General features: G+C 66.6%; 23 protein-coding genes. 19 read left to right on the top strand and 4 right to left on the bottom strand.

Annotated features, from left to right (window positions below; genetic code table 11):
* The first annotated feature begins 31 nt into the window (after nt 1-31).
* From LOC57_RS14545 to LOC57_RS14480, 14 genes are all read left to right on the top strand, one after another.
* Entirely contained in the window at nt 32-844 is an 813-nt protein-coding gene (locus LOC57_RS14545; protein WP_229960611.1) for an HpcH/HpaI aldolase/citrate lyase family protein, read from the top strand.
* A gap of 32 nt (nt 845-876) precedes the next feature.
* Nucleotides 877-2,142 carry an MFS transporter gene (locus tag LOC57_RS14540; protein WP_227913968.1) on the top strand — a complete coding sequence of 422 codons (1,266 nt, stop codon included), beginning with the start codon at nt 877-879 and terminating at the stop codon, nt 2,140-2,142.
* Nucleotides 2,143-2,191: 49 nt separating this feature from the next.
* Entirely contained in the window at nt 2,192-2,869 is a 678-nt protein-coding gene (locus tag LOC57_RS14535) for an NAD(P)-binding oxidoreductase (RefSeq protein WP_227913969.1), read from the top strand.
* A 37-nt stretch (nt 2,870-2,906) separates the two neighbouring features.
* Nucleotides 2,907-4,133, top strand: coding sequence for a 1-deoxy-D-xylulose-5-phosphate reductoisomerase (dxr, locus tag LOC57_RS14530; RefSeq protein ID WP_227914061.1), 1,227 nt, complete (start codon nt 2,907-2,909; stop codon nt 4,131-4,133).
* 31 nt (nt 4,134-4,164) lie between these two features.
* On the top strand, nt 4,165-5,508 hold the full coding sequence (locus LOC57_RS14525; RefSeq protein WP_229960608.1) for a M50 family metallopeptidase: 1,344 nt from the start codon (nt 4,165-4,167) through the stop codon (nt 5,506-5,508).
* Between the two features lie 428 nt (nt 5,509-5,936).
* Nucleotides 5,937-6,593: a MarR family transcriptional regulator gene (locus LOC57_RS14520; protein ID WP_227913971.1), complete on the top strand. Its 657-nt coding sequence runs from the start codon at nt 5,937-5,939 to the stop codon at nt 6,591-6,593.
* Between the two features lie 13 nt (nt 6,594-6,606).
* The gene (locus LOC57_RS14515) at nt 6,607-6,957 is read left to right on the top strand and encodes a hypothetical protein (protein WP_227913972.1); all 351 of its coding nucleotides are present in this window, start codon (nt 6,607-6,609) and stop codon (nt 6,955-6,957) included.
* A 51-nt stretch (nt 6,958-7,008) separates the two neighbouring features.
* Nucleotides 7,009-7,299, top strand: coding sequence for a YciI family protein (locus LOC57_RS14510; RefSeq protein ID WP_227927302.1), 291 nt, complete (start codon nt 7,009-7,011; stop codon nt 7,297-7,299).
* Between the two features lie 139 nt (nt 7,300-7,438).
* Nucleotides 7,439-8,605: a flavodoxin-dependent (E)-4-hydroxy-3-methylbut-2-enyl-diphosphate synthase gene (ispG, locus tag LOC57_RS14505; RefSeq protein WP_227914062.1), complete on the top strand. Its 1,167-nt coding sequence runs from the start codon at nt 7,439-7,441 to the stop codon at nt 8,603-8,605.
* Nucleotides 8,580-9,470, top strand: coding sequence for a GNAT family N-acetyltransferase (locus LOC57_RS14500; RefSeq protein WP_331460679.1), 891 nt, complete (start codon nt 8,580-8,582; stop codon nt 9,468-9,470). The genes ispG and LOC57_RS14500 overlap by 26 nt, the downstream gene beginning before the upstream one ends.
* Nucleotides 9,471-9,569: 99 nt before the next feature.
* Nucleotides 9,570-10,415, top strand: a complete 846-nt coding sequence (locus tag LOC57_RS14495; protein WP_229960606.1) for a hypothetical protein — start codon at nt 9,570-9,572, stop codon at nt 10,413-10,415.
* A 149-nt stretch (nt 10,416-10,564) separates the two neighbouring features.
* Nucleotides 10,565-11,296, top strand: a complete 732-nt coding sequence (locus tag LOC57_RS14490) for a hypothetical protein (RefSeq protein WP_227913975.1) — start codon at nt 10,565-10,567, stop codon at nt 11,294-11,296.
* A 170-nt stretch (nt 11,297-11,466) separates the two neighbouring features.
* Entirely contained in the window at nt 11,467-13,266 is a 1,800-nt protein-coding gene (locus LOC57_RS14485) for a proline--tRNA ligase (RefSeq protein WP_229960605.1), read from the top strand.
* A gap of 5 nt (nt 13,267-13,271) precedes the next feature.
* Nucleotides 13,272-14,069, top strand: coding sequence for a sulfite exporter TauE/SafE family protein (locus LOC57_RS14480; protein ID WP_227927299.1), 798 nt, complete (start codon nt 13,272-13,274; stop codon nt 14,067-14,069).
* Between the two features lie 7 nt (nt 14,070-14,076).
* On the opposite strand, the gene LOC57_RS14475 is transcribed toward LOC57_RS14480, so the two are convergent.
* Entirely contained in the window at nt 14,077-15,066 is a 990-nt protein-coding gene (locus tag LOC57_RS14475) for an aminoglycoside phosphotransferase family protein (protein WP_229960604.1), read from the bottom strand.
* Between the two features lie 33 nt (nt 15,067-15,099).
* Nucleotides 15,100-16,257, bottom strand: coding sequence for a DUF4439 domain-containing protein (locus LOC57_RS14470; RefSeq protein ID WP_227913979.1), 1,158 nt, complete (start codon nt 16,255-16,257; stop codon nt 15,100-15,102).
* Nucleotides 16,258-16,362: 105 nt separating this feature from the next.
* On the opposite strand from LOC57_RS14470, the gene rimP reads away from it, so the two are divergent.
* From rimP to rbfA, 5 genes are all read left to right on the top strand, one after another.
* Complete coding sequence (gene rimP / locus LOC57_RS14465) at nt 16,363-16,989, top strand: ribosome maturation factor RimP (protein ID WP_229960602.1); 627 nt, start codon at nt 16,363-16,365, stop codon at nt 16,987-16,989.
* Nucleotides 16,990-17,961, top strand: a complete 972-nt coding sequence (gene nusA, locus LOC57_RS14460) for a transcription termination factor NusA (protein ID WP_229960600.1) — start codon at nt 16,990-16,992, stop codon at nt 17,959-17,961. It abuts the gene before it with no gap.
* Nucleotides 17,962-18,010: 49 nt separating this feature from the next.
* Nucleotides 18,011-18,406, top strand: coding sequence for a YlxR family protein (locus tag LOC57_RS14455; protein ID WP_227913982.1), 396 nt, complete (start codon nt 18,011-18,013; stop codon nt 18,404-18,406).
* Between the two features lie 132 nt (nt 18,407-18,538).
* Complete coding sequence (infB, locus tag LOC57_RS14450; RefSeq protein ID WP_229960597.1) at nt 18,539-21,433, top strand: translation initiation factor IF-2; 2,895 nt, start codon at nt 18,539-18,541, stop codon at nt 21,431-21,433.
* 81 nt (nt 21,434-21,514) lie between these two features.
* Nucleotides 21,515-21,997: a 30S ribosome-binding factor RbfA gene (gene rbfA, locus LOC57_RS14445; protein ID WP_227913984.1), complete on the top strand. Its 483-nt coding sequence runs from the start codon at nt 21,515-21,517 to the stop codon at nt 21,995-21,997.
* A gap of 104 nt (nt 21,998-22,101) precedes the next feature.
* On the opposite strand, the gene LOC57_RS14440 is transcribed toward rbfA, so the two are convergent.
* Nucleotides 22,102-23,355, bottom strand: a complete 1,254-nt coding sequence (locus LOC57_RS14440; protein ID WP_229960595.1) for a ScyD/ScyE family protein — start codon at nt 23,353-23,355, stop codon at nt 22,102-22,104.
* 126 nt (nt 23,356-23,481) lie between these two features.
* On the bottom strand, nt 23,482-26,523 hold the full coding sequence (locus LOC57_RS14435) for a beta-glucosidase (protein WP_229960593.1): 3,042 nt from the start codon (nt 26,521-26,523) through the stop codon (nt 23,482-23,484).
* Nucleotides 26,524-26,678 lie beyond the last annotated feature (155 nt).

The following is a 26,678-nucleotide window of genomic DNA, read 5'->3' as shown; positions in this document are numbered from 1 at the left end:
GCATCACCGTAAAGACCGAGGAGTCCAGCGCATGACCACCTTCCCCATGGGACCCGCCCTGCTTTTCTGCCCGGGAGACCGGCCCGACCGTTTCGGCAAGGCAGCCGAACGGGCGGACGCCGTCATCCTGGACCTGGAAGATGCCGTGGCACCCAGGGACAAGGACGCTGCCCGGAAGAACCTCCGGTCCGCGGAACTGGATCCGGCGTCCACCATTGTGCGGGTCAATCCGCTGGGCAGCGACGAGTTTGAGCGTGACCTTGCCGCCCTGTGGGACACCCCTTACCGCACGGTGATGCTGGCCAAGGCCGAAGACCCGGCCGCTATCGGGCAGGCGCTCGCAGGCTTCACGGTCGTTGCCCTGCTGGAAACCGCCCTGGGCGTGGTGCGTGCCGCCGAGATTGCCGCGGTGCCCACCGTGGCAGCCCTCATGTGGGGTGCCGAGGACCTGCTCGCCTCCCTCGGCGGGGAGTCCAGCCGCCGCGACGACGGTTCCTACCGCAGCGTGGCCGTCCAGGCCCGGTGCACCGTGCTGCTGGCTGCCGGAGCGTTTGGCAAGGGCGCCATTGACTCCATTTACGGCAACATCCCGGACATCGCCGGGCTGGAGCAGGAAGCCCGCGATGCAGTTGCCTCCGGTTTTGCTGCCAAGGCCTGCATCCATCCCGACCAGGTCGCGGCAGTGCGCGCAGCCTACGCACCGAACCCCGCGGATGTCACCTACGCCGAGCAGGTCCTCGCCGAGGCGAAGAACCACGGGGGAGTGTTCAGCTTCCGCGGCCAGATGATTGACGGGCCGCTGCTGCTGCAGGCCGGGCAGACCCTGCGCCGCGCCGGAGCGTAGCCCCGCAGGGGCCGGAGGGTAGGCTCATCGCCATGTCCCTTGGCTGTGCGTTCAATGCCCTGTGGGGTGCGAATTCCGCGTCGAACCTCGCGGACGGGCTGGCTTTCGTGTCGATGCCGCTGCTGGCCGCATCCCTGACGGACGACCCGCGGTGGGTTGCCGGGCTCGCTACGGTTTATGCACTTGTACGCCTGCTCGCAGCCCTGCCCGTCGGGGTGTGGGTGGATCGGGCCGACCGCCGGCTCGTGCTCGTGTCAGCTAATCTGCTGCGGGGCACAGCGGTGGCCACCCTAGCGCTGTGTGTCCACTTCGGAATCGGTGGACTGCTTCTGGTGTATGCCGCGTTCGCGGTCGTCGGAACGCTTGAAAGCGCTGCCGACAATGCCGCGGTTTCCCTCGTCCCGGGCCTCGTAGGCCCTGGGGACCTGGACCGGGCGAACAGCCGGATCTCGGCGTCGCAGCTTGTCGCGGATGAATTCGCAGGGCCGCCGTTGGGTGGGCTTCTCTTCGCCCTGGCTGCATCGGCACCCCTCTTTGCGATGGGCGGGTTGTGGGCCGTGGCAGGGGTGCTGGCCTTGGCCTTGCCGCCGCGCGCCGCCCCGGACAGTACCGCCGGACCGGACCGCACTGCCGCCCCGGACCGTATCGCCGTACCCGGCAGCACGGTATGGCGGGATGCCATGGCCGGTGCGCACTGGCTGGTGCGGCACCGGCTGGTCGGCGGGCTTGCGCTTATTGGCGCCCTCGCCAGCACGGGCTACATGCTGGCCTTCTCGATTCTGGTGCTGTTCGCGCAGCAGCAACTGGGCGTCGACGGCGCCGGGTACGGCATCATCCTCGCCGTGTCAGCCGCCGGCGGCCTGATCGCCTCGTATGCAACGCCCCGTATGAGTGCATGGTTCGGCTACCGCTGGACCATTTCCGCCGCCCTCGCCATCGGCGCCGGCTCCCTCCTCGTCCTCGCCGTCACACACAACGCCTCAGCGGCGGCACTGCTTCTGGCGGCGTACATCTTCCACGCTGTTGTGTGGGGGATCTGCGCAACATCGCTGAGGCAGCGCCTGGTTCCGGACGGACTCCGCGGGCGTGTCAATGCCGCATCCCGCGTGCTGGGGCTGCTGGGCCTGGCCCTAGGTTCCGCAGCCGGCGGAGCCCTCGCCGTGGTAAACGTTGCCCTCCCGGTAGCCGCGGGCGGGATGGTTTTCCTCATCTGTGCCGCGGCAGCGGTTTATCTGCTCCGCAATGCCGGAGCTGGGACCGGCAGGGCGGGCACGCCTCCGGCACTGAATCGGACGTAAAGCTGTTGCCGGGTGGGAATCATCCGCGGACGGGAGCCGTTTAGCTGTCATGCGCATAGTGATAGCTGGAGCCCACGGAAGAATTGCCCGCGAACTCGGACGCCTGCTGGCCGCGGACGGCCACGACGTCGCCGGGTTGATCCGCAACCCGGAGCAGGCAGCGGACCTGGAAGGCGACGGCGTGGCTCCGGTGGTCCTGGACCTGGAGAACAGCACCCTCGAAGACGTGGTGCAGGTGCTCACCGGCGCCGACGCCGCGGTGTTCGCCGCCGGTGCCGGGCCGGGAAGCGGAGCCGCCCGCAAGGACACGGTGGACCGCGCCGCCGCGGTGCTGCTGGCCGAAGCCGCCGAGCAGGCCGGGGCCGGGCGTTTCCTCCAGGTCTCCTCCGGCGGGCTGGACGCAGTCCGGGATGGTAACCGCCCGCAGGGCCTGGATGAGGTGATGTACGCCTACCTCGTGGCCAAGCTCGCCGCCGAAGAGGACCTCATGGCGCGCAGCCAGCTGGACTGGACCATCCTGCGCCCGGGCATCCTCACCAACGACGCACCTCTGGGAGTCGTGGAGCTGGCCCCGGACGTACCCCGGGACACCATCCCGCGCTCCGACGTCGCCGCCGTCCTGGCCGAATTGCTGAAGACCGGCGACGGCGTCCACCAGGCGCTGGGGCTGATCACCGGCACCACGCCCATCGCCGATGCTGTGCAGGCACTGCAGCCCGGACGGTAGGGTGCGGGATACTGGAGGCATGCAGCCTTCCGAATCGATGTCCTCCGACCACGACTACGTCCGTTCCCGCCGGCCCGGTTCGAACCACTTGCCCCGCCGCGTGGTCCTGCTGGGATCCACGGGATCCATCGGTACGCAGGCCATCGACGTGGCCGACGGCGCCCCGGAGCGGTTCCGCATTGTGGCGCTGGCGGCCGGCGGCTCGAACCTGGACCTGCTCGCGCAGCAGGCCGTGCACACCCGGGCCGAAGCAGTGGGATGTGCTGCCGTGGACGTGGCAACGCTGCGCCGGCATATCGATGCGGCCGCAGCCTCCGCCGGCGTCACCGGCTACGATCCGGAACTGTTTGCAGGCCCCACCGCGGCCACCGCCGTCGCCGCCTGGCCGGAAGCCGACGTCGTGCTGAACGGCATCACCGGGTCCATTGGCCTGGAACCCACGCTGGCTGCGCTGGCGGCCGGACACATGCTGGCGCTGGCCAACAAGGAGTCCCTGATTGTGGGCGGCGAGCTGGTGAAGCGGGCCGCCGCACCGGGACAGCTGGTTCCCGTGGACTCCGAGCACTCCGCCCTGGCCCAGGCCCTCCGTTCCGGCACCCACGAGGAAGTGGACCGTCTGGTGGTCACGGCGTCGGGCGGGCCGTTCCGCGGGCTCAAGCGGGCAGATCTGGCCGATGTGACTCCCGAACAGGCGTTGGCGCACCCCACCTGGAAAATGGGCCGCATGGTCACCACCAATTCCGCCACCATGGTGAACAAGGCCCTGGAAGTCATCGAGGCGCACCTGCTCTTCGACATCCCGCTGGAACGGATCGACGTAGTGGTCCACCCGCAGTCGGTGGTGCATTCCATGGTGCAGTTTGTGGACGGGTCCACCATTGCCCAGGCCTCCCCGCCGGACATGCGCCTGCCCATTGCCCTGGGGATGGGCTGGCCGCACCGCGTACCCGGTGCCGCCAGGCCGTGCGACTGGACCCGGGCCACCGAGTGGACCTTCGAACCGCTGGATGAGGAAGCGTTCCCCGCCGTCGCCCTGGCCAAGCGCGCCGCAGCCGCCGGCGGCACGAAAATGGCCGTCTACAACGCCGCCAACGAGGAAGCCGTGGATGCCTTCCATGACGGGTTGATTGGTTTCACAGACATCGTTGATACGATCGCCGCCGTACTTGGGGAAGCTCCCGACGACGGCCCGCTCACCCTGGACTCGCTGCTTGCAGCGGAGCGGTGGGCACGCGAAGCGGCGCGGAAGCGTTGTGGAAGATGATCAGTTGTGACGTTGAAATGAAGGAAGCCCGTTGACCATTCTGCTTTTCATCCTGGGCGTGCTTTTTGTGGCGCTGGGCATCGCGGCGTCCATTGCGCTGCATGAGGTGGGGCACTTGCTGCCCGCCAAGGCGTTCAAGGTCCGGGTGACCCAGTACATGATCGGGTTCGGGCCCACGGTTTTCTCCCGCACCAAGGGTGAAACGGAGTACGGGTTCAAGGCGCTGCCCCTGGGCGGCTACGTGTCCATGGTGGGCATGTTCCCGCCCAACAAGGAGCACGACGGCGAGGTCCGCCGCTCCAGCACCGGAATGTTCCAGCAGTTGGCTACCGAAGCACGGCAGGCCGAGACCGACCGCCTGGTGGAGGGCGACGAAAACCGGGTCTTCTACAAGCTGCCCATCTACAAGCGGATCATCATTATGCTCGGCGGGCCGTTGATGAACCTGCTGATCGGCGTGGTGCTCTTCGCCGTACTGCTGATGGGCTTCGGCACCGCGCAGACCACCACCACGCTGGCGGAGGTCAACAAGTGCGTTATCAGCGCCGAGCAGCAGGCGGCCACCGGCCAGACCGACTGCACCGCCGAGGACCCCGCGGCGCCGGCGTATGAGGCCGGACTGCTTCCGGGGGACACCATCACGGTCTTTGACGGCAAGCAGGTGTCCTCCTGGGAGGAGCTCTCCGGCTGGATCCGCGAGACCGCGGGCCGCAGTGTTCCGCTGACCTACGAGCGCGACGGCGTCGAGCAGCAGACCACCATCACCCCGCTGCTCACCGAACGTCCGGTGGTGGGCGACGACGGTGCCGCAGAGACCGATGACCAGGGCAACTACGTCACACAGGAAGTGGGCTTCATCGGCGTCGGTGCCGAGCAGGCCCTCGTCCGGCAGTCTGCCGGGGCGGTGCTGCCCACGGTGGGGGAGAACCTGGCCAACATTGCCAGCGTGGTGGTGAACCTGCCCCAGCGCGTAGTGGACGTGGCGCAGGCCGCCTTCTCCTCCGAGCCGCGTGACCCGAACGGACCCATGAGCGTGGTGGGCGTAGGCAGGATCGCCGGGGAAATTTCTTCCCAGGACGCCATCCCGCTCCAAAGCCGGGTAGCCACGCTCATCGGGCTGGTCGCCAGCGTCAACCTGGCCCTGTTTGTGTTCAACCTGATTCCGCTGCTGCCGCTGGACGGCGGGCACGTGGCCGGCGCCCTGTGGGAGGGGCTGCGCCGCCGTGTGGCCAAGCTGTTCCGCCGGCCGGATCCGGGGCCCTTCGACATGGCCAAGATGCTGCCCTTGACGTATGCGGTGGCGGTGCTGCTGATGGGTATGGGCGCGCTGCTGATCTACGCCGACATTGTGAAGCCGGTCAGCCTGTTCAACTAGCGGTGTGCTCGGGTGCCTGCTGCCGCGCTCCGGTGCCCGGAACGGCGGCAACGAAATCCCTTGCTCGCAGAGCTCGCCGGGATATTAAAGCCGCCTTATCCGGGCGCCTGCGCGCGCCGTCGTCCGCTGGGCCGCCTTATCCTGCTGTCCCTGCTGTTTGCTTGCAGTTCGGAAAATGCTGGGTGAGGAATCTGCTGCCAGTTTGTGTGAAATCGACCGGTTTCGACCGGCAGCAGAAACTGTAAGTGGCAGCAGAAACCCAAACCGTCAGCAAACGGACATCGCGTGCGGTGATCTGCAGGAATCCCGGCGAGTGGAGCTGGAGCTGTGAGTCTTGCGGCCCGTACCCGGCCACCGCGTCTAGGTTGGAAACTAGTTTGAACCCTTTATTGGTTGCAATTTGATTTGCATACGTTTACGGTTGCAGAATGTTCGTCCTGACCATTGACCAAAGGAACAGCCAGGGGAGCGGAGACCGTGTTCCGGGGCTCCTGGCTGCCCTCGCTGAGCTGCCCATGGTGCTGCCCTTCGAACGCTCCGTTGGGGATGAGGTACAAGGGGTCTGCGCAAGTGCCGAGACCGCCGTCGACGCCGCTCTCCAGGTCCTCAGGAACGGGAACTGGTACGTGGGAATCGGCGTCGGACCGGTCCATGAACCCTTGCCGCGCAGCCCGCGGGAGGCCGGCGGGCCGGCCTTCGTTGCCGCCCGCCGAGCCGTCGACCGGGCCAAGAAAACCGGCGACCGGCCCGCGGTGGCGGTCGAAGGATCGCCCGGCGCCGCCGAGGCGGAGGCAGTACTCGTACTGCTGGGCCGCTTGATCGCCGAGCGGACAGAGTCGGAATGGCGGATCCTGCAACACGTCGAACCCGGCAAATGGGGAGCCCAGACAGGTGCCGCCCGTATGCTCGGCATCAGCTCCCAGGCAGTGAGTAAGGCCGTAGCGAGGGCGGGGTGGCAGGAGGAATGGGCTGCCCGGCCGGCGGCCGCCGTGCTGCTGCGGCGCGCGGATGACCTCGCCGTACCTCCGGGTGCGGGCGGGGCCGGCAGGGACGGAACAGATCCGGCAGGGATGGAACAGATATGAAGGGGGACCGGTAGTGGCTGTCCTGTGGGTTGCGCTTGGACTGCTGGCTGCAGCACTGCTCGGCTGGCCGGTGACCGCCGGCGTGCTCCGGCTTGCCCGTGACGTCGGCAACCCGCCGCCCCCGCCGCCTGCGGTCCTTCGCGGCGGACTGGCCATCGGAATGCTGGAACGCCTGGCCGTGGCCGCCGCCGTCCTCGCGGACGAACCCGTGGCGATTGCCTATGTGGTGGCGGTCAAGGGCCTGGGCCGCTACGCCGAACTTAAGGAAACCCCGGCAGCCGCCGAACGCTTCATCATCGGGACGCTGACTTCCATGCTCTGGGCCGCAGCCGTGGCCATGCCGATCCGGTTGTTCCTGCTGTAGCCTGCGTCACTCCTGCGGTTCGGTATCGGGGCATCCCGTAGGCTTGAGCCCATGAGTATTTTTGCAGTTGAGTATGTCTACGAAGCCGGTTCGGATGAACTCCGCAACGAGCACCGCCCCGCGCACCGCGGGTGGCTGCAGCAGCTGGCGGACGAGGGCAGGGTACTGTCCGCCGGAGCGTTTGCCGACGGCGCCGGAGCCCTGCTGCTGATGGTGGCCGAAGAGGAAAGTGATCTGCTCAACCTCCTGAAACAGGATCCGTTCGCCGTTGCGGGCGCCATCTCGGGGATGAAGACCACCGCGTGGAAGCCCGCCATCGGCGCTTTCACGAACCTTTCCTGATCCGGGCGCTCTAAGCCCTGAGTGATATCCGCCCCGGTGCCACCGAACAGGTCCGGGCCGGGGTGATAATAGGAAGGGCGCGTTGTCATACGCGCGTTTCACAGCCTAATACCTGCCGTTTCGGCACATGGAGGACGTTTTGACCTCGGTCAACCTTGGAATGCCAGCTGCACCGCCGCCCACGCTTGCGCCGCGACGCAAAACCCGTCAGATCAAAGTGGGCTCCGTCGGAGTCGGCTCGGACTCGCCCATCAGCGTCCAGTCCATGACCACCACCCCCACCACGGACATCAACGGCACGCTGCAGCAGATCGCCGAGCTGACGGCGTCGGGCTGCGACATTGTCCGCGTCGCCTGCCCCAGCGCCGACGACGCAGCCGCCCTGCCGATCATCGCGAAGAAGTCACAGATTCCCGTGATCGCGGACATCCACTTCCAGCCGAAGTACGTCTTTGCGGCCATCGACGCCGGCTGTGCAGCGGTTCGCGTGAACCCCGGCAACATCCGCAAGTTTGACGACCAGGTCAAGCAGATCGCCAATGCCGCCAAGGACGCCGGCGTCTCCATCCGCATCGGTGTCAACGCCGGTTCGCTGGATCCCCGGCTGCTGGCCAAGTACGGCAAGGCCACGCCGGAGGCCCTGGTGGAATCCGCTGTGTGGGAAGCGTCCCTGTTCGAGGAACACGACTTCCACGACTTCAAGATCTCCGTGAAGCACAATGACCCTGTGGTCATGGTGCGGGCCTACGAACTGCTGGCCGAACGCGGCGACTGGCCCCTGCACCTGGGCGTGACCGAAGCCGGTCCCGCGTTCCAGGGCACCATTAAGTCCGCCACCGCGTTCGGTGCGCTGCTGTCCAAGGGCATCGGTGACACCATCCGCGTCTCCCTCTCCGCTCCGCCGGTGGAGGAAGTCAAGGTGGGCAACCAGATCCTGCAGTCGCTGAACCTGCGCCCGCGCAAGCTCGAAATCGTGTCCTGCCCGTCCTGCGGCCGCGCCCAGGTGGATGTCTACACCCTGGCCGAGCAGGTCACCGCCGGACTGGAAGGCATGACCATTCCGCTGCGCGTAGCCGTAATGGGCTGCGTAGTAAACGGTCCCGGTGAAGCACGCGAGGCTGATCTGGGTGTAGCCTCCGGTAACGGCAAGGGACAGATTTTTGTCAAGGGCGAAGTCATCAAGACCGTCCCCGAGGACCAGATTGTGGAAACCCTTATCGAAGAAGCGATGAGGATCGCGGAAGAGATGGGGGAACCCGAGGGTGAGGATGCTGGGACGGGTGGCCCCATGGTTACCGTCAGCTAAGCCGGCGAACACGGTCCGCAGCGCCGCCACGAGTGCGGCGCTGCGGATCCTGCGCGACGAAGACACCGTGGCGCTGTGGGACTTGGCCGCCGCCGATCCGGTGGCCAATATTTTTATGCTCTCGCACTTGGAGACCACCCGTACCGCCGCGCCCACCTCGGCAGGGGGCCGCATTGTGGGGGTGTTCGACGGTGGCACCCTCATCGGTGCCTGCTGGGCGGGCGTCAACGTGGTCCCCGTGGGCCTGGACGCCGATACCGGGCCGGAGGTTGGCAGCTACCTTGCCCGGTCCCGGAACCGCTTCTCCTCCGTCTTCGGCCCGTCGGAGGCCGTGCTCTCCATCTGGTCCCAGCTGCGGCAGTCCTCCCCGGAGCCTTTTGATGTCCGCCCCGATCAGCCTCTGCTGCAGATGACGGCGGAATCCGGCGTCGCCCCGGCACCCGGGCTGCGCGCCGCACGTCCCGGTGACCTGGATGTGCTGCTGCCGGCGTGTACGGCCATGTTCGAGGAAGAGGTGGGGTATTCGCCCGTCTCCAACGGAGACCGGCATTACCGGCAGCGGGTGAAGAACCTCATTGACCGCAGGCATTCCCTGATGGATCTCGACGCCGCCGGGCAAGTGGTCTTCAAGGCGGAACTGGGCACAGTGTCCAGCCAGGCCGTGCAGGTCCAGGGGGTCTGGATGAACCCGGCGTACCGCGGACGGGGCCTGAGCCGCTCCTACATGTCCGCCGTCGTCGCCGCCGCGCTGGACATTGCCCCCATCACCAGCCTGTACGTGAACTCCTACAACGCGCCCGCCCGCGCCACGTACGAGGCCGTCGGCTTTGAGCAGGTGGGCACCTTCGCCACCATCCTGTTTTAGCCCCCCGTTTTCACGGCCTGATTCCGGCTATGCCGTAGGCTCTGGCACACGCACGGGCTGCCCTGGCTGCCCGTCACCTACGACAAATGGGGGAACCAGATGGATAAGACAAGGACCCGTTATGCCGGTTTCACGCGTGCCGGAGGGTTCCGTGTCGGAGCTTTCCGTGCCGGAGCTTTCCGTGCCGCCGCCGCAGGACTGGGGCTAACGCTTGCCTTCGCGCTGACCGGATGCGGCGGCGGGGACGACGTGGAAGAACGGTCCAAGCCTGCAGCATCCGCGTCGGAGAAGCCCGCCAAGTCCGCCAAGCCCGCCCGGTCCGCCCAGCCTTCAAGATCCGCTGCAGGGCCCGGCACCGGCGGCAGTATCAGCGGGGCGAACCTGGCCGCACTTCTGGATGAGATGAACACGGACCTGGACATTGGCGGCACCGTGGTGGAGGAATCCGATCTCAAGCGGGCCAATATGCAGGCCGTCGAAGCCATGCGCGGCGCCGAGTATTCCCCCTGCAACCCGACCGAGGATATGGACCTGGCAAAGGCCAGCGAGGAAGCCAGCATGGCGGCCCTGGCCATTGACGGAAATGCCCCGGGGAAACCCGACTCCATCTCGATCATCAGTTGGCCCGGGGAAGAACCGGTGGACGCAGAAATCGAAACCAGCAAACGCCAGCTCTCTGCCTGCCCGCAGTTCACGCTGACGGTTAACGGCCAGACCATTTCCTCGGTTACCGAAGAGGCTGACATGCCACCGGTTGGGGAGGCATCGCAGGCTTACCAGACCCGGTCCACGGCCAACGGAGTCACGGAAACCACGCTGATCCTGACTGCCTGGTCCGGTACCAACTCGGTCCAGATCACCCTCAATGAGGCAGGCGATCCGCAGGAAGCCATCCGCTACACAGCTCCGATCCTCGAGGAAGTGCTGAACCGGTTGGAAGGCTAGGCCCGGAGCGCGGCACCGGCCATAATCGGGGATTTTTGGGTGAGGTGGATCACGCGGTTAGGATGCTCAGTGAACTTTCCATTTACGGAAAGCTGCAACCATCACACTGCCGCTGCGCAATCCGCAAGCGGGACAAAATTGGGGGAACCATGAAGAAGACCACAACCGCCGGTGCGCTGCTAGTAGCCGGTGTCCTAGCCCTGACCGGCTGCGGAAGCTCCGCCGAAGGCAAGGACTCCGCCCCGTCGGCTTCCTCGTCGCCGTCGGAATCGGCCACCCCCACCACCCGTCCGGTGGGCGAGGAGCAGTACATGGAGGATCAGCTCGAAGACGCGCTGCTCGCCGTGAACTCGGACCAGGCACTCGGCGCCAAGGTCATCAATGACGAGCAGCTGCGTCCGGAGATGACCGGAGCCGGCGATGCGCTGGCGGGCGTGGTTATCACCCCCGAGCAGTGCGCCGCCTTCGCCTCGACCGATATCGGCGAGCTGCTGGACAACGCAAAAATTGCCATGATGATGCTTTCCCCCACGTCGGCCCTCACCGTGGTCAGCCACCCCGATGCGGCGGTGCTGGAAACCCAGGTGGAGAATGACAGCAAACTGCTGGACGAGTGCGCAACGTTCCAGATGGACGCAGCTGGCGCCGTGGCTACGGCCACCAATGTGGGTCTTGACGCGTCTACGGATGCCGATGTAACTCAGGCCTTCGTCACCACGGTGACCAGCACCGGCACCATGGATACCACCCTTCAGGTATCCGGCATCTCCGGAACCACCCGCGTCAACATGAGCGTGCAGGCTCCGGAAGATCCCGAGGCAGCCGTGGCCGAGGCCGAGGAACTCATCAACGCGGTACTCGCCGAGCTGGAAAAGCAGTAAGCCCCAGCTGTACGCCCCGGCGGGGCCGGTCCTGCAGGTCAGGGCCGGCCCCGCCGTCGTCGCAGCGCTTGTCGGGCCGAACCGGCGGTACGCGCTAGATTAGAGGGGAGCATTACTCCCTTTGTCCCAGCTTGAATGCAGCCCTGCGGCTGCAGAAACGGATTCCCAGCGTGGTCCTTCGACTCTCCACCCTTTTCCTGCGCACCCTGCGCGAAGACCCGGCCGACGCCGACGTCGCCAGCCACCGGCTCCTGGTCCGCGCGGGCTACATCCGCCGCGCCGCTCCGGGCATCTACTCCTGGCTGCCGCTTGGACTGCGGGTGCTGGGCAAGGTCGAGACCATCATCCGCGAGGAAATGGCTGCCATCGGCGCCCAGGAAGTCCACTTCCCGGCGCTGCTGCCGCGTGAGCCGTACGAGACCTCCAACCGCTGGACCGAATACGGCGAGAACCTGTTCCGGCTGCAGGACCGCAAGGGGGCGGATTACCTGCTGGCCCCCACCCACGAGGAAATGTTCACCCTCCTGGTCAAGGATCTGTACAACTCCTACAAGGACCTCCCCGTGTCCCTGTTCCAGATCCAGACCAAGTACCGCGACGAGGCACGGCCGCGCGCCGGCCTGCTCCGCGGCCGCGAATTCATCATGAAGGACTCCTACTCCTTCGACATGGACGACGAAGGACTGGACGCCAGCTACCAGGCGCACCGTGACGCGTACCTGCGCATCTTCGAGCGCCTGGGCCTGGAAATCGTCGTCGTTTCGGCAGTATCCGGCGCCATGGGTGGGTCCAAGAGCGAAGAATTCCTGCACCCGATGGCGGTCGGTGAAGACACCTACGTGCGTTCCGCCGGCGGCTACGCGGCCAACGTCGAAGCCGTCACCACCGTTGTCCCGGCAGAGATCGACTACACCGGAGCTCCCGCAGCCCGCGTGGTGGACACCCCCGACACGCCCACCATCGACACCCTTGTGGCTGACGTCAACGCCCGCTTCCCGCGTGAAACGGGCGAATGGACTGCTGCGGACACCCTGAAGAACGTGGTCCTGGCCGTCACCCTGCCCACCGGCGAACGCCGCATCGTCGTCGTCGGCGTGCCGGGAGACCGCGCCGTCGACCTCAAGCGCATCGAAGCCAACATCAGCTCCCACGTGGGAATGGGCGGCGAACTTGCCGTCGAGGCCGCTACGGACGAGGACCTCAAGAAGCACCCCGGCCTGGTCAAGGGCTACATCGGCCCGGGACTGTCCGTGGAAGAACCCGTGCTGGGTGAGGAATCCGCCACCGGCCTGCTCTACCTCGTGGATCCCCGCGTGGTCACCGGCACCAGCTGGATCACCGGAGCCAACGAGCCCGGCAAACACGTCCTCGGCCTCATCGCCGGCCGTGACTTCACCTGGGACGGCACCATCGAAGCCGTCGAGGTCCGCGAAGGTGACGAAGCGCCGGACGGTTCCGGCCCCCTGGAGGCCGCACGCGGCATCGAAATGGGCCACATCTTCCAGCTCGGCCGCAAATACGCCGATGCCCTGGGCCTGAAGGTCCTGGACCGCAACGGCAAGCTGGCCACCGTGACCATGGGCTCCTACGGAGTAGGCGTGACCCGCGCGGTCGCCGCCCTCGCTGAATCCCACCACGACGACAAGGGAATCATCTGGCCCCGGGCCGTGGCCCCGGCCGACGTGCATGTGGTGGCCACCGGCCGCGGCGAGGAAATCTTCGACGCCGCTGCGAAGCTCTCCGAAGAACTCGAAGCAGCCGGTCTGGAAGTCATCTACGACGACCGGCCCAAGGTGTCCCCGGGCGTGAAGTTCGGTGACGCCGAACTGATCGGTGTTCCCACCATCCTGGTGGTAGGCCGCGGCCTGGCCGACGGCGTAGTGGAAATCAAGGACCGCGCCACCGGTACGGCAGAAAACGTTCCGGTAGCCGAAGCGGTGGAGTACGTGCGCCGCGCAGCCGCCCTCTAGCCGGCGTGGTCTCCGGTCTCGAGGAGGTCACGTTTGCCACCATCGCCCTAGTGGTGGTGGCGGGCCTGGCCGCTGGCTGGGTTGATGCCGTTGTGGGCGGCGGTGGACTGATCCAGCTTCCTGCGATGCTCCTCGTGCCCGGTATTTCACCGGTTCAGGCCCTGGCAACCAACAAGTTGGGGTCGATCTTCGGCACCACCACCAGTGCCGTCACGTATTACCGGCGGGCCCATCCGGACCTGCGGACAGCCCTGCCCATGGCCGGCGTGGCGCTGGCCGGAAGTTTCGGCGGGGCCGTGCTGGCGGCGTCGCTTCCGTCCTCGGTCTTCAAACCCGTGATTGTGGCGGCGCTGGTCGCCGTAGCCGTCTTCACGGCGACGAAGCCAACGGTGGGGGAGCTGACGAAACTCCGCCACACCGGACGCCGGCATTACGGCACCGCCGTAGGCATTGGCCTGGTCATTGGCTTCTATGACGGACTGATCGGTCCGGGTACCGGCTCGTTCCTGATCATCGCCATGGTGACCATGCTCGGCTACAACTTCCTCGCCGCCAGCGCCAAGGCCAAGATCGTGAACATGGCCACCAACCTCGGCGCCTTGGCCTTCTTCCTGCCGCACGGGTCCCTGCTCTGGGGGCTGGGCCTGGTGCTCGGTTTCGCCAACATGGTGGGCGGATACCTGGGCGCGCGCATGGCGGTAAAGCAGGGCAGCAAGTTCATCCGGATTGTGTTCCTGGTGGTGGTGGCTGCACTGATCGTCAAACTCGGCCACGACGTCTGGGTGGAGAACATCCGCGGCTAGGGCGGGCCTAGGCTGCCGGCAGCTCGCTCACGGGCGGGACCCCCGGATGGCGCCGGCCGGTCAGGGTGGAGGCCACCCACATGGAACGCTGTGCATCCCCGTGCCGGCCCAGCCGCACATAGTCCACGGCATTGGCGACCTCGCGCAGGACACTCCAGTCCAGGGCGGCACTGCGGTCCAGCCCGGCGGCACTGCAGAGCGCGTCCAGACGGGCCAGCAGCGCCGTTTCGGGCGCCTGCGCGTCCAGGTCCTGCAGCCTGTTCCACAGCATGGGTGCCACGGCATACTCCGGCTCGCCGAAAACAGCCTGCGGATCAATGGCGGCGTATTCGCCCGGCTTTCCCGGGCGGGCCAGCACGTTGGCGTAGTGCAGGTCCCCGTGAACCAGAACGTCGCGGGAGGAACGCCTGCCCACTGCGCCACGGGTCTGGCATACCTGCAGGGCGGCCTCAAGCAGCCAGCGTTCAAACGGCCGGCCCAGTGCCTCCCACTCCGCGGGGAGTTCATCGGACAGCTGTTCGGCATGCTCGGCCAGGGCCGGGACGGCCGCCCACTGAGGAGCATCAGACGCGGGGCGGGACAGCCGGCGCACCAGCGAGCCCCAGATCCGCACGGCGTCGGCCATCTGCACGTCCAGCAGGGAATTTTCCGGATCCAGGCGTTCAAGGACCAGGCATGTTCCGGCAGCGTCACGGTCCAGCAGTCCTACCGCGCCCTGCCCGTCCCACAGTTCCAGGGCAGCGGCCTCAGCGGCGGCTTCCGGATGCGGAAAAGGGAACTTCAGCACGGCCGGCGTCCCGTCCGCCAGGCGTACGGGGAGGACCATGGCGCCGTGGCCGTGCCACGGCTGGCCCGCGGCGCTTAAATCCGAGGTTGCGCCGAAACCGGCCATGCTGCGCTCTGCCAGGGCCGGCAGGCCTTCCAGCCAGCTGCGCCCGTCCCGGCTGCCGAGGTAGCGGCGGCGCAGCCCGTCAGGAACAACGACGGCGGGTGCCATGGGGACCTCCGATGCAGTGGGGGACAGGGGGACTCAGTTCCACGGGAGGTCGTCCGGAACGGCATCCAGCCCCGGAGCCGCCGGGACAGTGTCCGCCGTGCGGTAGCGCTCCGTGGAGACGGCGGTCAGGCGCTCGATGGCCCAGCCGCGCAGGTTGCCGTCGGACAGCGCCACCAGGTCAGCGTAGACGGCGGGGAACTGCTCTTCCATAGCGGGCAGCGACGCCGCGGGGTCCCGGAGGAAATCCGGATCCAGCCGGTATGCCGCCACCGGTGCCACGGCCGGGAGGCAGAGGTCGGACAGATGCGCCACCGCGTCCGTGCCGGTTGCCTTGTGGCCGGTCACCTGCTTGCGCCACGCCCCGGCCATTTCCGGCGACGGCTCGGCTTGGGCCAGGGCCACCTCATAGGCATAGGCCGTGCCCAGTTCGGCATCAATGACTGTCTTGAGGGCAGCGGCCGCATCGGGGCGGTCCCCGGGCGCGGCTGTCGCCGCTGCCGTTTCGGGGCGGTCCCCGGTCTTGCCGCCGGGGCAGTGGGCGGAGCCGCCGGTGCCGGCGGCGTCCGTGCCTGCTGCATCGGGCCCGGCGGGCAGTTCGACGCCGGACAGGTCAGCGAGCCGCAGGGCCCAGATCTGCTGCGCGCTGCCGGTGGCGGCCAGGAGGCGGGCAGTGCCTGCATCGGCCCGCCAAGCCGCATGCAGGTTCGCCTCGGCTGAATCCCACAGCGCCTGAAGATAGCGTTCAGTGTTCCGCTGCTGCCGTTCGGTGTCCGACCCGGGTTCCCCGCCCGGCCCGGCTTCCGGCCGGGACGTGGAGAGGGTTTCCACGTAACTGTGCCGCGTGGGCGCCGCTGCCGGTTCCCGTCCCGTGCCCGCCAGCAACGCGGCCTGCGTGCGCAGTCCCTCGGCGTGGAGCTGGAATTCGGCAGCGGTACCGTCCGGCGCCCCGCCGGCCAAGGCCTGTGCCTCGGCCGCGAGGGCGCGTGCTTCGCTGCGGGCCTGGGCGGAGGCAATCTGCGAGAAGGACCGGGTGTGATCGGCGGCGTCGCCTTTCCCGGCTATCAGGCCGAAGCTGAGCACCACCGAACCCAGTGCGAGGAACAACACAACCCGCCGCGCTGCGGCCCTCCGGCGGCCGCGGGTGCGGGCGCGCGGGAGCTCGGTTCCGGCCTTCTGCAAAGGGGTATCCACAACAGTCGATCATGTCACGAAGGCGCTCCCATCTGCATCGATGCCTCAAGGCCCGCGGAAAGTCGGTAGTCTAGGTACTACAACAACATCTAGTGGGAGGCAGCTATGGCGGTTCGGCCCAACCCCAAAAAAGACACGTCATCGGATTACCGCAAGAACGCGATGCGTGCAGAAGTAGCCGCGGAGACGCAGCGGCTCAAGCAATACCTGGCCCCCACGGTAGAGATGCAGGACCTCTTCCTCGAAGACATCGAGATCAAAATGGCCGGCGCCCACCGCACGGTCCACGTGGTCGTGGACCTTCCCGAGACCCAGGTCGGCGGAGTCAGCCTGGACCGGATCTCGGCTGCCGCACAGGCAATATCCGAGGCCATGGATAATGATCCCCACGACGACGGCAGCCCTTACAACCTGGAGGTTTCCTCCCCGGGTGTCTCCCGTCCCCTGACTGAACCGCGCCACTGGCGCCGCAACGTGACCCGGATGGTGTCGGTTTCCGTAGTGAACGGCGACGACGTCATGGGCCGCATTGTTTCCGTCGATGATGACGGCATTACGTTGATACCGGAACTCCCGGTCAAGAAAGGGATGAAAGCCAAGCAGGGGGACCCGCTCCATCTGCCTTTCGCCAACATCCGCAAGGGCCGCGTTGAAGTTGAATTCGCCCACCTTGAAGACGACCCGGCCGGCGAGGACGCCCCGGATGATGAAACCACAGCTGAGGAGGCCTAGATGGATATTGATATGAGTGCGCTGAGGCTGCTGGAACGCGAACGGGAGATCCCCCTGGATCTGCTTGTTCCGACCATCGAGCAGGCTCTGCTGGTTGCCTACCACAAGACCAACGGTGCACAGGATTCGGCCCGGGCGGAACTGGACCGGAAAACCGGCCACGTCACCATCTGGGCCAAGGAACTGGACGACGACGGCGCCGAGGTGGGGGAGTTCGACGACACGCCTGCAGGCTTCGGCCGCATTGCCGCCAGCACCGCCCGGCAGATCATCCTGCAGCGGCTGCGAGACGTCGAGGATGACAACATCCTCGGCGAATTCAAGGGCCGCGAAGGTGAACTGGTCTCCGGCCAGATCCAGCAGGGCAACAACCCGCACATGATCCAGGTGAACCTCGGATCGGTGGAGGCACTGCTGCCGCCGCCCGAGCAGGTCCCCGGCGAGAAGTACCTGCACGGTGCGCGCCTGCGCGCCTTCGTGGTTGATGTGCGCCGCGGCTTCAAGGGCCCGTCCATCACCCTCTCGCGTTCGCACCCGGGCCTGGTCCGGAAGCTCTTCGAACTGGAAGTTCCGGAAATCGCGGACGGCAGCGTGGAAATCGTGGCACTGGCACGCGAAGCCGGGCACCGCACCAAGATCGCGGTCAAGGCCAACGTCCCGGGCATCAACGCCAAGGGTGCCTGCATCGGTGAAATGGGTTCGCGCGTGCGTGCGGTCATGAACGAGCTGCACGACGAGAAGATCGACATTGTCGACTTCAGCGAGGACCCGGCAACGTTCATCGCCAACGCACTGTCGCCGTCGCGCGTCAACTCCGTGACCATCACGGACGAAGACATGCGCTCGGCACGTGTGGTCGTACCCGACTACCAGCTATCGCTGGCTATCGGCAAGGAAGGGCAGAACGCCCGCCTTGCGGCCAAGCTGACAGGCTGGCGGATCGACATCGTTTCCGACGCGAAGGCCTCCTAGGCCGTCCGTGCCGGGAGCGGATGCAGCGCCGGTTAAGAAAGGCGCTAGAATGTATAAGGCCGGGTCACCCTCCGCCTCCCGTTCACCTGCAGCCGCTTCCGGCGCTGCCAGGGAAACCGGGGACCGTACGCACGTTCCGCAGCGGACATGCATAGGGTGCAGGAAGAAGGATGACCAGGCTGTGCTGCTTCGGCTGGTACGGGTCAGCATGGAAGGCGTCAACGCCGTCCGTGTGGACCAGGACCGCCGAATGTCCGGCAGGGGTGCTTGGTTGCACCCGGAGCCGGCATGCCTGAGATTGGCAGTGAAACGTTCCGCATTCCCGCGGGCCTTCCGGGGCGCTGTAGGAATAACGGACGTGGAGCGTTGGTTCAAGGCCCTTGAGGACGTTCCGACCGGGAACGGCTTCAAAACCGTCCAACCTGAAAGCGGGTCAGAAATCTGATGGAAACCCGATGAGTACCCAGCGATGAGTGCTTTGTTGTGCTCTGTGATGGGCCCTGCTGCAACTGCAGTGGAAGCCCGCAGCAAATAGACGGTTCGTACCTGGCTCGGTGCGGACCGAGACAGGAGAAATGTGGCCAAGGTCCGCGTACACGAGCTCGCAAAAGAGCTCGGCATTACCTCAAAGGATGCAGTTGCAAAACTGCAGGAACTGGGCGAATTCGTCCGTTCCGCCTCTTCGACCATTGAGGCCCCGGTAGTAAAGAAGCTTCGAGGCGCCTTCCCGGCGTCTGACAACAACAAGGCAGCCGCACCGGCCGCCGATTCCAAGCCTGCAGCCCCGCGCTCCGCAGCACCCAAGCCCGGCAAGCCCGCGCCGGCCGCGCCTGCGGCCCCGGCAGCGGAACAGCCTGCTGCTCCGGCTCCGGCCGCCCCCGCAGCTCCGGCCCCCGCTGAGGCAGCTCCGGCCGCCCCGGCAGCTGCCGAATCCGCTCCGGCCGCCCCGGCAGCCGAAACCCCCGCGGCTGGCAAGGCAGACGCCGACAACGCGTCCGCTTCGTCGGCACCGCGTCCGGGCGCTCCGCGTCCCGGCGCCGGCGGCCCCCGCCCCGGCAATAATCCTTTCGCCACCTCCCAGGGCATGCCCCGGCCGCGTGGCCGCGGTGAAGGCGAGCGGGGAACGGGCGCACCGCGTCCGGGCAACAACCCGTTTGCCACCTCCCAGGGGATGCCGCGTCCGGGTGGACGCCGTGACGAGGCCGAACGGACCAGTGCCCCCGGTGCCGGCGGCCCCCGTCCCGCAGCCGGTGCAGGCGGACCCCGTCCGGGCGCTCCGCGTCCGGGTGCACCCCGTCCCGCAGCAGGCGGAGCACGTCCGGGCGCCCCGCGTCCGGGTGCACCCCGTCCGGCAGGCGCCGGCGGAACCCGTCCCACACCGGGCATGATGCCCAACCGCACCGAGCGTCCGGCAGCCCCGGGCCGTCCCGGTGCCGGTGCAGGCGGACCGCGCCGCGGACCGGGCGGAGCCCCGGGAACCGGCGGCGGCGCACCTGTTGGCGGCGGCTTCGGCAAGGGCGGCCGCGGACGCGGCGGCACTGCCGGTGCCTTCGGTAAGGGCGGCGCAGGCCGCGGCAAGCAGCGCAAGTCGAAGCGGGCAAAGCGGCAGGAACTGGAGCAGATGTCAGCTCCGTCGCTGGGCGGCGTTTCGGTACCCCGCGGCGACGGCAACACTGTTGTCCGTCTGCGCCGCGGCGCGTCCATCACGGACTTCGCCGACAAGATTGAGGCAAACCCGGCCGCACTGGTAACCGTGCTGTTCCACCTCGGTGAAATGGCAACGGCCACGCAGTCCCTCGATGAGGGAACCTTCGGGATCCTGGGCGAGGAACTGGGCTACCGGATCGAGGTTGTGTCCCCCGAGGATGAAGAGCGCGAGCTCCTCAGCCAGTTCGACATTGACTTCGATGCCGAGCTGGAAGCCGAAGGCGACGACGAACTGGAAGCACGTCCTCCGGCAGTCACCGTTATGGGTCACGTTGACCACGGTAAGACCCGCCTGCTGGATGCCATCCGGAACTCCAACGTTGTTGAAGGCGAACACGGCGGCATCACCCAGCACATCGGTGCCTACCAGGTCGACTTCGACCACGAGGGCACCGAGCGCGCCATCACCTTCATCGATACACCGGGCCACGAGGCGTTCACCGCCATGCGTGCCCGTGGTGCCAAGGTCACCGATATTGCGGTCCTGGTTGTTGCAGCCGACGACGGCGTTATGCCGCAGACGGTGGAAGCACTCAACCACGCACAGGCAGCGGGAGTGCCGATCGTGGTTGCGGTGAACAAGATCGATAAGGAAGGCGCCAACCCGGAGAAGGTCCGCGGCCAGCTGACCGAATACGGTCTGGTTCCCGAGGAGTACGGTGGCGACACCATGTTCATTGAGGTCTCTGCCCGCCAGAACCTCAACATTGACGCCCTGCTCGAGGCCGTGCTGCTCACCGCAGACGCTGCCCTGGACATGCGCGCCAACCCGAACAAGGATGCCCGCGGCATCGCGATCGAAGCCAACCTGGACAAGGGCCGCGGTGCAGTTGCAACTGTGCTGGTCCAGTCCGGAACGCTGAAGGTCGGCGACACGATCGTGGCCGGAACGGCCCACGGCCGCGTCCGTGCCATGTTCGACGAGAACGGCGACAACGTCACCGAAGCCGGACCGTCGCGTCCGGTCCAGGTGCTCGGCCTGTCCAACGTTCCCCGCGCCGGTGACACGTTCTTCGTCACCGACGACGAGCGTACCGCCCGCCAGATCGCTGAAAAGCGTGAAGCTGCGGACCGCAACGCGGCCCTGGCCAAGCGCCGCAAGCGGATCAGCCTCGAGGACTTCGACCAGGCTGTTGCCGACGGCAAGGTCGACACCCTTAACCTCATCCTCAAGGGTGACGTTTCCGGTGCCGTGGAAGCCCTGGAAGACTCGCTGCTCAAGATCGACGTCGGCGAAGGCGTGCAGCTGCGCGTCATCCACCGCGGCGTTGGTGCCATCACGCAGAACGACGTCAACCTGGCGACGGTGGACAACGCCGTCATCATCGGCTTCAACGTCAAGCCGGCTGAACGCGTTGCCGACCTGGCAGAGCGTGAAGGCGTGGACATGCGCTTCTACTCCGTCATCTACGCAGCAATCGATGACATTGAGCTTGCGCTCAAGGGCATGCTCAAGCCTGAGTACGAAGAAGTCCAGCTCGGCACCGCCGAGGTACGCGAAGTCTTCCGTTCCTCCAAGTTCGGAAACATCGCCGGCTCGATCGTCCGCTCCGGCGTCATCCGCCGCAACGCCAAGGCCCGCGTCACCCGCGACGGCAAGATCATCGGTGAGAACCTCACTGTTGACTCGCTCAAGCGGTTCAAGGACGACGCCACCGAGGTCCGCACGGACTTCGAATGTGGTATCGGCCTGGGCTCGTTCAACGACCTGCGTGAAGGCGACATCATCGAGACCTTCGAGATGCGCGAGAAGCCGCGCGTCTAGCAGTCCGTGGCCGGAGCCGCCGGGAAGTTTCCCGGCGGCTCCGGATCCGCGCTTTTCAACGTTCTTAGGTAAGGAGAGGTAATGGCAGATCCAGCACGCGCTGCGAAACTCGCTGACCGCATCAAGGTAGTGGTTGCCCAGGCGCTCGAACGGCGGGTCAAGGATCCGCGGCTGGGCTTCGTCACCATCACCGATGCCCGCGTCACTAACGATCTTCAGCACGCCACGCTGTACTACACCGTTTTCGGTGACGAGGAACAGCAGGCAGACACGAAGGCCGCATTGGAATCGGCACGGGGCATCCTCCGCGCCGAGGTGGGTAAGAACATCACCGTCCGGCTGACGCCCACGCTCGAATTTGTGGCTGACGAGATTCCGGTCAATGCCAACCACCTCGAGGAGCTCATCCGGGCCGCCAAGGAGCGCGACGCCGAACTGGCTGCGCTCAAGGAAGGCGCCACGTACGCCGGCGACGCCGACCCGTACCGCAAGGACGAGGACGACGAAGACTTCGAGGACGATCTCGAGGACTCCGATGCGCCGGTCGACTCGGACGCAAAGTAGCTAGCAATAACGGCAGCTGACGCTGACGCAAAAAGGAAGCGGTTTCCCTCCGGGAGCCGCTTCCTTTTTGTTGCCGGTCAGGGGAGTTGGCCGCCTGCCAAAAGTTAGTCCTCCTCGTCCTGTGTGCTGTATGGGAGCCCGCTGCCGCTGTTTCCGCCGTGACCGTCTGCGCCGCCGCAGCCGGCATGCACCACCTCGACGCCGATGATCCGGCCAGCCGGAGGCGCCTCGGGTACGGGCGGCTCGGCGGGTGGCTCACCCGGTTCCTGCGGGCCTCCGGGGGGAAGTACGTCCACTGAGGCATAGAGCGTTGAGCCGCGCAGTTCCAGGGCGCCGGGCTGGTTCACTTCGTAGAATGGTTCGGGCGTATCGCTCCCGGCCGGGATGACCGAAATGCGGTTGGCGAACAGCTCGGCCACGTAAATGTCCCCGTCCGGAGCAACCGCGAGTCCGGTGGCTCCGCTGAAGCCGGTGGCCACCACTTCCATTTCGCCGGACCGGGGGTCCACCCGGAACACTGACCCGGTCGGGAAGCCCTCAGGCGCCCCGGGCAGGGAGGCGACATAAAGCATCCCGTCCGGGCCGCGCTCCACATCGGTGGGCACCGGCTCCGTGTTGTAGGTGAGTCCCACAGTGCACTCCGGCAGCCCGTTGGCCTCCGCCATGGGTGCGGTGATAGTTACGGGGATCGCCGGCAGCACGGCCAGGGTGGAGATGTCCCCGTCCCAGTCCACCAGCACGAGGGCATTCATGCCGGAGTCCGAAACCACTATGCCGTCCCGGGTGGGAACCGTGGCATACGGGTTCGAGTCCGTGCGGCCGGGGCGGGCTGTGCGGACCTCCGGGGGCAGCTGGGCCGCGCAGGCTGCATCCAGGCCTTCGAAGCCGTAGGTGTTTACGGCGTCAGGGTTTTCGGCGTATTCGTGTGAGGCGATGTTGGCAAGGGTCTCCACATTGCCGTCCCGGTCCACCGACTTCAGCAGGCTGATGTTCTGCGCCGGGTCTTCGGTGTCGGCGCCGATGCCCATGGTGTAGTAGGTCCGGCCGTGGATGCGGGATACACCTGCGGAACCGTAGCCGCCTCCGACGGCGTCCAGGGTTTCCGTGCTGCCATCCGGAGCTATCCGGGTAAGCACCCCGGCAAAAGACTGGGCTACGTCTATGGCTCCGCCGCGGCTCACGGCGAAGCTGAGCGGCGAGAGCAGGTTTTCTGCCACGGTGGTGACTTCGCCCGCGGCGGGCGGATCGGGTGGCTGCGGCGGGCGGGGCCCGTAGCCGCCGGCCGCGGCCGGCGAGGCGCCCAGGGCCAGCAGCGCGGCAGCTGCCAGGACAGCGGCAGCTGATGATGACGATTTCACGAGTGTCTCCTTTGGGGGCGAGGGTGCTGGGAAAAGAGGCAACGGGGGAAGGCCTGCCTGTTCGCAAGCAAGCCTTCCCCCTGGTTGCGGGAAGGTCAGCGGGCGGTGGGTACCGCCCGTGCGGACTCAGTCGCGCTCGTGGATCCGCACGACTGTGGCCAGCGGTGTGTCCTCAACGGACGATCCGACGTACACCGGCACGTTGCCGGCCGGCGTCACCCACTGATCGGTGTTCTCGTCCCAGTACGAGAAGGACTGGATGTCCAGGGGCAGCCGTACCCGCTGGCTCTGCCCCGGGGCGAGGGTTACCTTCTCCCATCCGGCCAGCGACCGTTGGGCGGTGGCTACCGGTGCCGGCAGCCGGCCCGCGTAGGCCTGGACCACTTCGCTGCCGATCCGCTCGCCCACATTGGTCAGGCGCACTGAAACTTCCAGCGGCTTGCCCTTGCACCGGTCCCTGCCATGGCTCTTGGTCGGGCTCGGCGTTGGGGTGGACGTCTCGGTAGGTGACGGCGACGGGCTGGCCGTCGAGGCGGACCCGGCGGTCGGACCCGCCTTGGCATCCTCCGGGGCGGACACCTCGGGGTCAACCGCGATGCCGTCCTGCGCCATGGCTGCATCCTCGGAGACGCTGGTGTCGTCCCCGAAGAGCTGGTCCGACAGGCCCTTGGCCTTGCCGGGCTTGAACGCGCCACACGTGATCCGCAGGTCCGAATAGTCGAAGTCGGTGTAGCTCAGGCCGTACCCGAACGGGTAGGCCGTGGGCAGGCCGAACTCCTGGTAACCGCGGTAGCCCTCGAAAATGCCCTCTGTGAACTCGGCGTCCAGTCCGTTGCCGGGGAACTGCGCCGTGGTGGCGGTTGGCGTCAGCTCGTCACTGACCGGAATGGTGATCGGCAGCCGACCGGAGGGATTGGTATCACCGAACAGCAGGCTCGCGATGGCGGTGCCCTGGTTCTGCCCGGGGTACCAGGCCTGGACCAGCCCATCCACCGCGTCCTGCCAGTCCACTACCTCCATGGCACCGCCGGTGGTCATGACGACCACGGTGTTGGGGTTGGCGGCTCCCACCGCACGGATGAGGTCTGCCTGGTAATTCGGCAGCGCCAGATCCGGCAGGTCGCCGGCCTCGGACGAGAAGTCACGGACCATAACGACGGCGGCATCGGCAGCCGCGGCCTGCTCGGCGGCGGCTTCCACCTGCGGCAGGACTACACCGGCCGGCGGAACCCAACCGAGCTTGACCTGCGGTCCGTTGCCGTTCCACTGGGAGCCGGTGTCAAAGGCGTAGGACAACTCCACGGTGTGGGTGGAGCCGGCGGTGAAGTCCAGCGGTACGGAGATGGTCTGGTTCTCGGCTTCTGCGGAGGGGGTGAAGAAGTCGGTTTCATTGATGACCTGGTTGCCGTCAACGGTGAGGGTGGTCCGTCCGTTGGTGACTACCTGCAGCTCGTAGGTCCCGGTCACCGGCGCTGTCAGCGTGCCGGTCCAGCGGGCCGACATATTGGTGTCCAGTTCCTGCGGCTGGGTAGGGAAGTGCGGTGAGGAGGCGTTGAAGTTGGTGTAGACAAAGAAGCCTGCATTCAACCCGGCATAGGGCTCCACCCGGTCCAGGTACGGAGTGCCGGAGAAGTCCTGGTTCAGGAAGTACTGGGCGGTCAGCCCGGTTCCCGGCGTCCCGGCCGTTGGGGTGAGGAACGATGACGGGATGGGCTGGGCGCCGGGCAGGTATGCCGTGGAGGTGACCGGATCGGTGCCGGGGACAAAGTTCACGTCCGCACCGGTATCTGCAAGGCGGTCCTGGATGCCTTCCAGTGCGGAGGTCTCTTCGGTGGGGTTGGCGATATGGGAGCTGCCTCCGCCCTGGACCACCACGTCCGCATCGGTGCCGACCACGGCAATCGAATCCAGGGCCCCCGCGTCCAGTGGCAGAAGCTCGTCGTCATTCTTCAGCAGGACCATGCCTTCTTCGGCAATGTCTGCCGATTCCGCGTTGTGCGCTTCGACCGGCAGCGGTTGTCCTTCGTAGCTGCGGTCGAAGAGGCCGAGTCCAAACATGGACCGGAGGATGCGCAGCACCGCATCGTTGATCCGGTCAATGGATACCTCACCGTTGTTGACGGCATCGATCAGCGGCTGGCAGAACAGGCACGTGCCGGCCTCACCCGCCACCGGGTCGAAGTTGCCCGGCTGCTGCTGGTCCAGTCCGTTGTTGATGCCCAGTGTGGTGGTTTCGGCAGCGTAGTCCGTCAGTACCCACCCCTCGAACTCCAGCTGGGTCTTGAGGATCTGGTTGAGCAGGTAGTCGCTGTCACAGGAGTATTCGCCGTTGACCTTGTTGAAGCCGCACATAACGGACCCGGGATGGGATCCTTCAACGGCAATGGCGAAGGGCCGGGTGTAGATTTCCTGCAACGCCCGTTCGCTGAGGACGTTGTTCAGGCCCTCCAGGCGGTTCGTCTCCTGTGTGTACACAGCCCAGTCCTGCTGGTTCGACATCACCCCGCCGTAGTTCTGCGTGGTTTCGGAATAGGCTGAACCCATGATGCCCTGCAGCAGCGGGTCTTCGCCGTAGGACTCGAAATTCCGGCCGTTCTGGGGAACCCGGGCAATGTTGATGGACGGTGAGAGCAGGATGTTCAGGCCGTTCCGGAAGGTCTCGTCCGTGGCGACCTGTGAATGCCGCGCCGAGACGTTGCGGTCCCATGAGGCCGCAACGGAAATGGCGGAGGGCAGCAGGGTGGACTCGCCGTTGTTGAAGTTGGTGTTGGCCTGCCGCACGCCGGTGCGGCCGTCGGTCATGGTCAGGGCGGGAATGCCCAGCCGTTCGATGGGCGCGTTGTAGAACCCGTATTCGTTGTTCAGCTCGCCGTGCAGCATGTCGACTTTTTCTTCCAGCGACATTTGGGAAAGTAGGGCGTTGGCCCGGTCCGTCGCGGACTGGTCCTCGTCCCAGTAGTTTCCGTTGGCCTGGCCGCTGCCTGCAGCGGCCTGCTGTCCGTTCGCGGCGCCGGCAGCTCCGGAAGGGACCACCAGTGCAGCTGAGCAGACGGCCACAGCGAGGATTTTCAGGGTCTGCGTATGATCGGGGCGGCGATGGCCGCTGGAGGAATGCCGCCTCAAGCGCGCGGCCAGGGCCTGGGTCATTAGTGCGGGTGACTTTTTCACAAAGTACTCCTCGGCAGGGTTCGGTCCGATGAGAGACTGCCCCAACACGCACCCGCAAGCGTTCCCCGGGTGGAGCGCTCAAAGACTAGGGGGCCGGACTACGCACGTAAACCGAGACTGCGGGTATTGACCGCGGTGCGTGCTCGACGCTGTGC

This window comes from Arthrobacter sp. zg-Y750 (genome assembly GCF_020907365.1).
In the GTDB taxonomy this organism is placed as follows: Bacteria; Actinomycetota; Actinomycetes; order Actinomycetales; family Micrococcaceae; genus Arthrobacter_B.
The sequence above is the reverse complement of the archived record's forward strand: the minus strand, read 5'-3'. Positions and strand labels throughout refer to the sequence as shown.

What these genes read in the sequence shown, in the direction of transcription:
- dxr (WP_227914061.1), top strand. Translation starts at nt 2,907, where the DNA reads ATGTCCTCCGACCACGACTACGTCCGTTCCCGCCGGCCCGGTTCGAAC.
- rimP (WP_229960602.1), top strand. Translation starts at nt 16,363, where the DNA reads ATGGCGGTTCGGCCCAACCCCAAAAAAGACACGTCATCGGATTACCGC.
- LOC57_RS14475 (WP_229960604.1), bottom strand. Translation starts at nt 15,066, where the DNA reads ATGGCACCCGCCGTCGTTGTTCCTGACGGGCTGCGCCGCCGCTACCTC.
- LOC57_RS14495 (WP_229960606.1), top strand. Translation starts at nt 9,570, where the DNA reads ATGGATAAGACAAGGACCCGTTATGCCGGTTTCACGCGTGCCGGAGGG.
- LOC57_RS14520 (WP_227913971.1), top strand. Translation starts at nt 5,937, where the DNA reads ATGTTCGTCCTGACCATTGACCAAAGGAACAGCCAGGGGAGCGGAGAC.
- LOC57_RS14510 (WP_227927302.1), top strand. Translation starts at nt 7,009, where the DNA reads ATGAGTATTTTTGCAGTTGAGTATGTCTACGAAGCCGGTTCGGATGAA.
- LOC57_RS14535 (WP_227913969.1), top strand. Translation starts at nt 2,192, where the DNA reads ATGCGCATAGTGATAGCTGGAGCCCACGGAAGAATTGCCCGCGAACTC.
- LOC57_RS14545 (WP_229960611.1), top strand. Translation starts at nt 32, where the DNA reads ATGACCACCTTCCCCATGGGACCCGCCCTGCTTTTCTGCCCGGGAGAC.
- LOC57_RS14455 (WP_227913982.1), top strand. Translation starts at nt 18,011, where the DNA reads ATGTATAAGGCCGGGTCACCCTCCGCCTCCCGTTCACCTGCAGCCGCT.
- nusA (WP_229960600.1), top strand. Translation starts at nt 16,990, where the DNA reads ATGGATATTGATATGAGTGCGCTGAGGCTGCTGGAACGCGAACGGGAG.
- LOC57_RS14540 (WP_227913968.1), top strand. Translation starts at nt 877, where the DNA reads ATGTCCCTTGGCTGTGCGTTCAATGCCCTGTGGGGTGCGAATTCCGCG.
- LOC57_RS14490 (WP_227913975.1), top strand. Translation starts at nt 10,565, where the DNA reads ATGAAGAAGACCACAACCGCCGGTGCGCTGCTAGTAGCCGGTGTCCTA.
- rbfA (WP_227913984.1), top strand. Translation starts at nt 21,515, where the DNA reads ATGGCAGATCCAGCACGCGCTGCGAAACTCGCTGACCGCATCAAGGTA.